Genomic DNA, 1,062 nt, shown 5'->3' with positions numbered 1-1,062 from the left:
AGGAGGCGCCCCTGGCACGCGGCCCGAAGGCAGCGAGGCTTGTGCTAACGGAGGAGGAGCGCGAGGCGCTGCAGCGCCTGGTTCGGCGACGCGGCGCGGGTCAGGCGGCGGTGATGCGGGCGCGCATCGTGCTGGCCGCCGATGCCGGGCCGGAGTTGCCGAACGGCGTCATCGCGTCCCAACTGGGGGTGAGCCGCCAGAGCGTGATCACCTGGCGGCAGCGCTTCCTGGCACACCGGCCGGAGGGGCTGATGGACGCCCCGCGTAGCGGCGCGCCACGGCGGGTGAGCGACGAGGCGGTCGAGGCGATGATCACGCGGACGCTGGAGACCCAGCCCGCGGGGGCAACGCACTGGTCGACCCGTGCCATGGCCCGGCAGGTCGGCATGAGCCAGGCCATGGTGTCGCGCATCTGGCGCGCCTTCGGCCTACAGCCGCACCGCGCTGAGACCTTCAAGCTGTCGCGCGACCCGGCCTTTGTCGACAAGGTGCGCGACGTGGTGGGCCTCTACCTCAACCCGCCCGATCGCGCCCTGGCGCTGTGTGTGGACGGTTGAGCCGCAGAGCGGATCGACGCCGCAGATCCAGGCGACCGAGGGCACGGTGCCCGTCCTGCCCATGCGCCCCGGCCAGGTCGAGCGCCGCAGCCACGACTACATCCGGCACGGCACCACCGACTTGTTTGCCGCTCTCGACGTAAAGGCAGGCACGGTCATTGGCGCCTGCAAGGGCCGTCACCGCGCGACCGAGTTCCGCGCCTTCCTCGACCAGGTCGAGGCCGCCGTGCCCGCCGACCTCGACGTCCACCTCGTGCTCGACAACGCTGCCACCCACAAGACGAAGATCGTCCATGACTGGCTGCTCAAGCGCCTGCGCTGGCACCTGCACTTCACGCCGACCTCGGCCTCTTGGCTGAACTTGGTGGAATGCTGGTTCTCGTTGCTGACCCGGCGCTGCCTGCAACGTGGTGCCTTCGGCAGCACCGGCGCCTTCGAAGCTGCCATCCAGGCCTACATCGACAGAACCAACGCCGAGCCGAGGCCCTTCACCTGGACCAAGTCC

Annotated in this window: 1 pseudogene; it reads left to right on the top strand. The window is 70.2% G+C overall.

What is annotated here, in order from left to right:
* Positions 1 to 11: 11 nt before the first annotated feature.
* Positions 12 to 1,062: pseudogene (locus tag ACFFIC_RS30060) on the top strand (IS630 family transposase); the annotation flags it as partial.

This window comes from Muricoccus vinaceus, from assembly GCF_042433125.1.
Lineage (GTDB): Bacteria > Pseudomonadota > Alphaproteobacteria > Acetobacterales > Acetobacteraceae > Roseomonas > Roseomonas vinacea.
Note: the sequence above shows the minus strand (reverse complement) of the source record. Positions and strands in the feature narration are given on the sequence as shown.